This is a genomic window from Flavobacterium sp. (assembly GCF_031423415.1).
In the GTDB taxonomy this organism is placed as follows: Bacteria; Bacteroidota; Bacteroidia; order Flavobacteriales; family Flavobacteriaceae; genus Flavobacterium.
In genome coordinates this window covers 21,063-27,643 of record NZ_JANPFL010000119.1, presented here as the reverse complement: position 1 = coordinate 27,643, position 6,581 = coordinate 21,063, and the positions used below count along the sequence as shown (strand labels likewise).

The 6,581-nt window shown below is 33.0% G+C and carries 8 protein-coding genes, 1 tRNA gene and 1 pseudogene; 7 read left to right on the top strand and 3 right to left on the bottom strand.

Annotated features, from left to right (window positions below; translation table 11 throughout):
• The 5 genes and pseudogenes from RMO83_RS10320 to RMO83_RS10300 all read left to right on the top strand — a co-directional run.
• On the top strand, positions 1 to 103 hold a 103-nt coding region (locus tag RMO83_RS10320), incomplete at its 5' end, for an IS3 family transposase (protein WP_310558274.1).
• Positions 104 to 242: 139 nt separating this feature from the next.
• A complete protein-coding gene (locus RMO83_RS10315) occupies positions 243 to 482 on the top strand; it encodes a hypothetical protein (RefSeq protein ID WP_310559599.1) in 240 nt (79 codons plus the stop codon).
• Between the two features lie 189 nt (positions 483 to 671).
• Complete coding sequence (locus tag RMO83_RS10310) at positions 672 to 1,433, top strand: DUF4369 domain-containing protein (RefSeq protein ID WP_310559598.1); 762 nt, start codon at positions 672 to 674, stop codon at positions 1,431 to 1,433.
• 18 nt (positions 1,434 to 1,451) lie between these two features.
• A pseudogene (locus RMO83_RS10305) lies at positions 1,452 to 1,838 on the top strand (TlpA family protein disulfide reductase); the annotation flags it as partial.
• Positions 1,839 to 2,003: 165 nt separating this feature from the next.
• Positions 2,004 to 2,084: transfer RNA gene (locus RMO83_RS10300), tRNA-Tyr, on the top strand.
• Between the two features lie 314 nt (positions 2,085 to 2,398).
• Here the strand turns inward: RMO83_RS10300 and RMO83_RS10295 are convergent.
• A complete protein-coding gene (locus RMO83_RS10295) occupies positions 2,399 to 3,088 on the bottom strand; it encodes an SIMPL domain-containing protein (protein ID WP_310559597.1) in 690 nt (229 codons plus the stop codon).
• 50 nt (positions 3,089 to 3,138) lie between these two features.
• A complete protein-coding gene (locus RMO83_RS10290) occupies positions 3,139 to 3,771 on the bottom strand; it encodes a rhomboid family intramembrane serine protease (RefSeq protein ID WP_310559596.1) in 633 nt (210 codons plus the stop codon).
• Positions 3,772 to 3,896: 125 nt separating this feature from the next.
• On the opposite strand from RMO83_RS10290, the gene RMO83_RS10285 reads away from it, so the two are divergent.
• Together RMO83_RS10285 and RMO83_RS10280 are read left to right on the top strand one after the other, a co-directional pair.
• A complete protein-coding gene (locus RMO83_RS10285; protein ID WP_310559595.1) occupies positions 3,897 to 4,766 on the top strand; it encodes a lysophospholipid acyltransferase family protein in 870 nt (289 codons plus the stop codon).
• Positions 4,767 to 4,834: 68 nt separating this feature from the next.
• Positions 4,835 to 5,017, top strand: coding sequence for a hypothetical protein (locus tag RMO83_RS10280; protein WP_310559594.1), 183 nt, complete (start codon positions 4,835 to 4,837; stop codon positions 5,015 to 5,017).
• 54 nt (positions 5,018 to 5,071) lie between these two features.
• Here the strand turns inward: RMO83_RS10280 and glmM are convergent, their stop codons facing one another.
• The gene (glmM, locus tag RMO83_RS10275) at positions 5,072 to 6,472 is read right to left on the bottom strand and encodes a phosphoglucosamine mutase (RefSeq protein WP_310559593.1); all 1,401 of its coding nucleotides are present in this window, start codon (positions 6,470 to 6,472) and stop codon (positions 5,072 to 5,074) included.
• Positions 6,473 to 6,581: the final 109 nt, after the last annotated feature.

Below are 6,581 nucleotides of genomic sequence, written 5' to 3'. Positions count from 1 at the left end.
GGAAATAAATGAATATATAAATTATTACAATAATGACAGAATCAAGTCAAATTTAAACAAAATGAGCCCGATACAATATCGAACTCATTATTATCAAAATTAATTATAAATTTGTCCAAACTTTTGGGTTCAGTCTATTTCAGGGGTGTTTTTTTGTTTTATGTCGATAAAACAAAACAAGAATTGTATAGAAGATTTATTTTGAGTACGTTAGCCTCTGTAAAAAATAAGAAACTCATCCTATGAACGATCTTTGTACATTATATAAATCGCAACGCAGCAAGGCAAAAGAAGTTTTAGAACTACTAGAAAAACAAAGAGATGAAATAAATGACAAGCTAAAACTGAATGAATCTAGTGCTATTTTGCATAAAGAACTTAGAACAGTAAATTTAGATATTAAAATTACCATAAATGAAATTGATCACGCTGAATACAATATTCAGGAATGTGAATCAAAAGACTCTTCTATTTTGAACTAATCGGTCCATTTTTTATTCTTGCAAATCTGTATTGATTGTATTGATAAGCTATTTCTTTTCTGTATCAAATAACATTTTTTCCAACTAATTATTCCCATATTAATTATAACAAAAATTTAAGTTATAAAATTATAGATATTTTAATAATTTAAATACTTTTGCTGACTTAAATCATTTAACTAATTTATAATGAAAAAATTAATTTTATTACTGTCCGCTACTGTTTTTTTAATTTCTTGTAGCAAAACCAAGTACACCATATCTGGAACAGCAACAGGAATTGAAAACGGTAAAACCATAATTTTAGAATCGCAAGATGCTGCTGGGATGGGATTAATACCAATTGACACAGTAAAAGTAGAAAACGGAAAATTTGAAATAACGGGAAAATCCATAGAACCTTCTTTTCACATGTTGCAAGTTGAAGGAGTGCAAGGAAAATTCCCATTTATACTAGAAAACGGAGATATAACTATCGTAATTAACAAGGATAGTATCAACAAATCTAAAGTTTCAGGCACATACAATAATGATGAATTTGTAAAATTCAATGAAGAGCTTATGGTTATTCAAAAAGAGTTGATGAATTTTCAAAAGAAAAATACCCCCGTGATGACGCAAGCTCAACAAACTAATGATACAGCGACAATCAACAAATTAATGAAGGAATATAGCACTCTTCAAGAAGGTGTAAATGCTCAATCTAAAAAGAAATATGATACTTACGCTGAAACTCATCCTAAATCTTTCATCAGCGTGTTGATTATACAAGGAATGTCTAATGATCCATCGATTGATATTCAAAAAATTGAAAAAATGTATGCTGGTCTTGAGGAGTCTTTAAAAAAGACAAAACCAGGTAAAGCGATTGAGTTAAAAATCAAAGAAAGAAAAACACCATCTGTTGGAGCTAGTGCAGCACCACCAGTTCAAGCTCCAGCAAGTAAATGAAGTTCTAATTTTTCAGCAAAAAATCCAGAAGGTAAAATCGTTAGCTTGAAAGAAAGCTTAGGAAAAGTAACTATTGTAGATTTTTGGGCCTCTTGGTGCGGTGATTGCCGCGCTGAAAACCCAAATATGGTAGCTTTATACAAAGAGTTTCATACTAAAGGATTGAACATAGTAGGAGTGTCTTTAGACAAAGATGCATTGAAATGGAAACAAGCTATCGCTAAAGACAAGTTGACTTGGACTCAGGTTTCGCACTTAAAATTTTGGGCTGAGCCGATTGCAATTCAATATGAAGTGCAGGTATTACCTTCAACTTTTATTCTTAATGCTTCGGGAGAAATAATCGCAAAAAATTTAAAAGGCAAAGAACTTCGGTCAACAATTGCATCGCTATTGTCTAAATAATTGCTAGATAAAGATCAATAAAAAAATCTCCTTCGTGGAGATTTTTTTTATTTTATTCAATTCCAACGTATTAAAAATCAATTTAAAATTAAGTTCTAATAATGTTTGGAAACCTAAAAACTGTTTTTATATTTGCAACCGCTTAGCCTGATAACAATAGGTTTCGGGGAGATACTCAAGCGGCCAACGAGGGCAGACTGTAAATCTGCTGTGTGAACTTCGCAGGTTCGAATCCTGCTCTCCCCACGAATAAATATATCAATGAAGAAAAACGCCAAGTTCACTTGAGCGTTTTTTTGTTTGATATATTTTCAAAACGTAGCTTTGCAGGAAGGACGAAGTCAATCCTGCTCTCACCACAAAAAATAACACATTTTTAAGAAGTTCGCTTCATTAAAAATGTATTTTTAATTTTATAAAAGGTTTACTTTTTTAAAATCATTGAACATAATCTGTTAATTTAGGAATTCGTTTTAGTCATTGTAAATTAGAAAATTTATCACAAAAAAAGTCCTGAAGATTTCAGAACTTATTTGATTTAATTCAGTTTATGCAACAATTTAATCCAATACAAAACTCACACTTACATTTGACGTGATTTCTATTTCTCCGATAGCTAAGGTTTCTTTTGGAGTCGATTCGTCCATAGCCATTGATGCTTTCATTGCATACATTCTCGGCGGTGGAATATAACTTTGTGAATTATCTGATATCACTATTGCTTTACCCACTTTTTGCCCTAAAACAGAAACAAAATCTTCAGCTTTTGCTTTTGCATCTTTAATAGCCAATTTTCGGGCATCGGACTGCAATTGTAGCATTTTTGAAGATTTGAATTCTACGTTGTCAATTCTGTTAATTCCTTCATTAACCAACCCTTCCATCAAAGTATCGTATTTGGATAAATCTTTCAATAATATTTGCAATGTTTGAGTAGCAATATAACTGTGTTTCTTTTTTTCGTAATCATAATTTGGGTTTAAAGAAACTCTTTGCGTTTGGTAATCTTCTTTAGCAATAGTCGATTTTTTGATGAATTTCAAAATAGCATCCATCTTTTTGTCGTTTTCCAGCTTTACATCATCGGCTTTTATGCCTTTGGATTCCAACGAAATCGAAATTAAAGCCTGATCTGGTGCAATTTTTACTTTTCCTTCTCCAGACACATTAACCATTGGAATTTGTTTTAGTTCTTGCGCATAAGACGTTGCCATAAATAACAAGGCAAGCATCAATAGTGTTTTTTTCATTTTTAAAAGTTTAGATTATTTTCAAATTTTGTATTCAAATCTTGTGCCAATTATAGTTTCCCGAATTTCGTTAGAACAAAAAGAATTACAATTGGAATTAACAAAAGCAACACCATAAAGGTATTTTCTGTAAGCATTGATGGTTCTTTTATAATTGTAATTAAATATCCTCCAATTGCGCCTCCAAAATGAGCCGTATGACCAATATTGTCATTTTTGGCTTTCATTCCATAAATAGAATACAATAAATAGCCGATCCCAAAAAGATAGGCAGGAATAGGAATTACATAAAACAACCCCAACATCATATCCGGTTGCAATAAAATTGCCGAATAAATAATTCCAGTCACTGCTCCTGATGCGCCAATGGCACGATAACTGTACTCATTTTTGTGCATTAATAGCGTCAACAAACTACCAGAAGCAAGGCTAACCATATAAATCAAGAAAAGAGAAGCCTCTCCAAAGTAGTTTACCACAACAGGTGAAAACATATAAAGAGTGAACATATTGAAAAATAAATGCCCGATATCTGCATGCAAAAAACCAGAAGAAAACATTCGGATTTGATCACCAGTTCTTATACTGCCAATGTGAAATTCATATTTTCGAAAAAACTGTAAATCATTAAATCCTTTATAACTAAATAAAACAGTCACGACAATAATTAAAATGGTGCTCATAAATAATTTTGATGTTTTTAAAAATGTAAATCTAATTAATATTTATGGTTATAATATGCATCAAGAGTTCTAAACTAAGGATTGAACGATTTATTTGAATTATATTTGTCGAAAATATTTAGTTGATGCGTTTAATCAGTTACCTTATTGTTTACCCATTTTTATGGTGCATCTCGATGTTGCCGTTTCGATTATTGTATCTGCTTTCTGATTTTGTATATCTCATCGTTTATTATATCATTGGTTACCGAAAAGCAACGGTTCGTGAAAACTTAGCATTGGCACTGCCTAAATTATCAGACGCAGAACGATTAATTATAGAAAAAAAATCTTTCCGACATTTGTGCGATATGTTCTTAGAAATGATTAAAACAATGACCATTTCGAAAAAAGAAATTGGTGAGCGTTTTTCATTTACCAATCTCGAAGTATATCAAAAAGTAGAAGAACAAAATAAAAGTATTGCAATGATGATGGCGCATTATGCCAGTTATGAATGGGCAATTTCGATGAATGCTTATGTAACATTTAGCGGATACGCCATTTATAAAAAAATTGCGAATCCCTATTTTGATAAACTCGTTCGCAATATTCGATCTCGATTTAAAGCCTATCTCATTACTACCAAAGAAACCGTTCCTACAATTATAAATAACAAAAAAAATAATCTTCTTTCAATTTATGGATTTGCGAGCGATCAATCTCCTAAGGTTGAATCCGCTTTTCATTGGCAAAAATTTATGGGCATTGAAGTCCCCGCTCATACTGGAGCCGAAATGTTGTCGAAAAAATATGATATGAATGTTGTCTTTTTGAAAGTGAAAAAAGTAAAACGGGGCTATTATCAAGCAAACTTTGAAATTCTTTCGGAAAATGCTCAAAATGTACCCGATTACGAAATCACTGATCAATTTCTGAAACTAGTAGAACAACAAATCTATGAAGCTCCAGAATATTATCTTTGGACTCACAAACGCTGGAAACACAAGAGATAGTTTGAAGATTCAGATGGCAGATTTCAAGTGGCAGATTTACTAAAATTACACATATTGCTTTATTCTGGTTGGCATTAGTATTTACAAGACCTTTTGGAGCAACCTATGGAGATTTACTCCCGAAACCATTAGAAAAAAGAGGATTGAATTTTGAAACTATTGAATCATCTTCAGTATTATTTGTGATATTGTCAGTTTTGATTAGTATTTCAATGGTAAAAATCAAACAGAATGAAATACGTTTACAATAAAAAACCCTTTCAGAAAATTAATTCCAAAAGGGTGATTCGTCTAAAAATTAGTCTTTAAATCCCCACTACTGCCCTAATTTCAGCAATAATTCTCAATGCTAAACCATCGGCTTTTTCTTGCGTTGCCGCTTCGGTATAAATACGAATAATCGGTTCAGTATTTGATTTGCGAAGGTGCACCCAATTTTCGGCAAAATCAATTTTCACCCCATCAATCGTAGTAATGTTCTCGTTTTTGTATTTCTCTGTCATCGCTATCAAAATCCCATCAACATCAATTTGTGGTGTCAATTCGATTTTATTTTTGCTCATATAGTATTCTGGATACGAAGCTCTCAAAGCCGAAACACTCATTTTCTTATTGGCTAAATGGGTCAAAAATAAAGCCACTCCTACCAAACTATCACGTCCATAATGCAATTCAGGATAAATAATTCCTCCGTTTCCTTCACCACCGATGATGGCATTATTTTTCTTCATTAATTCCACTACGTTCACCTCGCCTACTGCGCTGGCTTCATAATTTCCGTTATGCGAATTCGTTACGTCACGCAAAGCTCGTGACGAAGACATATTCGAAACCGTATTGCCTGGAGTTTTCCCCAAAACATAATCGGCACAAGCCACCAAAGTATATTCTTCGCCAAACATTTCGCCGTCTTCGCAAATGAATGCCAAACGATCGACATCGGGATCAACCACAACACCTAAATCGGCTTTTTCTTTGACTACCAATTCTGAAATATCAGTCAAATGTTCTTTCAAAGGTTCTGGATTATGAGGAAAATGTCCGTTAGGTTCACAGTATAATTTTATGACTTCAACGCCCATTAATTCTAATAATTTTGGAATAATAATTCCTCCAGATGAATTTACACCATCAACAACTACCTTAAATTTTGCAGCTTTTACCGCATCAACATCAACCAAAGGCAAGTTCAACACCTCATCAATATGAATGTCCATATAAGCGTCATTTATAGTGATTTCGCCTAAATCATCCACTTCCGAAAAGTCGAAAGCTTCGGCTTCGGCAATTTGGAGAATTTTTTCCCCTTCGATTCCATTCAAGAATTCCCCCTTTTCATTCAATAATTTCAAGGCATTCCATTGTTTTGGATTGTGCGAAGCCGTTAGAATAATTCCGCCGTCGGCATTTTCTAATGGAACAGCAACCTCAACAGTTGGAGTTGTTGAAAGTCCTAAATCGATAACATCAATTCCCAAACCTATCAAGGTATTAACAACCAAATTATGAATCATTGGGCCAGAAATACGGGCATCTCTTCCTACCACTACTTTCAATTTTCTTCCCGCTTCTAACTTCCCGCTTCCCGCTTTTAGCCAAGTTCCATAAGCCGAAGCAAATTTTACAGCATCAACTGGAGTTAGATTATCCCCTACTTTTCCACCAATAGTTCCTCGAATTCCAGATATAGATTTTATTAAAGTCATTTGATTTTAGATTTTAGATTTTAGATTGCTTCGCCAGTTCGCTCTTTGGACTCGTGTGCAGATTTTAGATTTCAGAAAAGCACAAATATAATAATTGATTAGTGATATT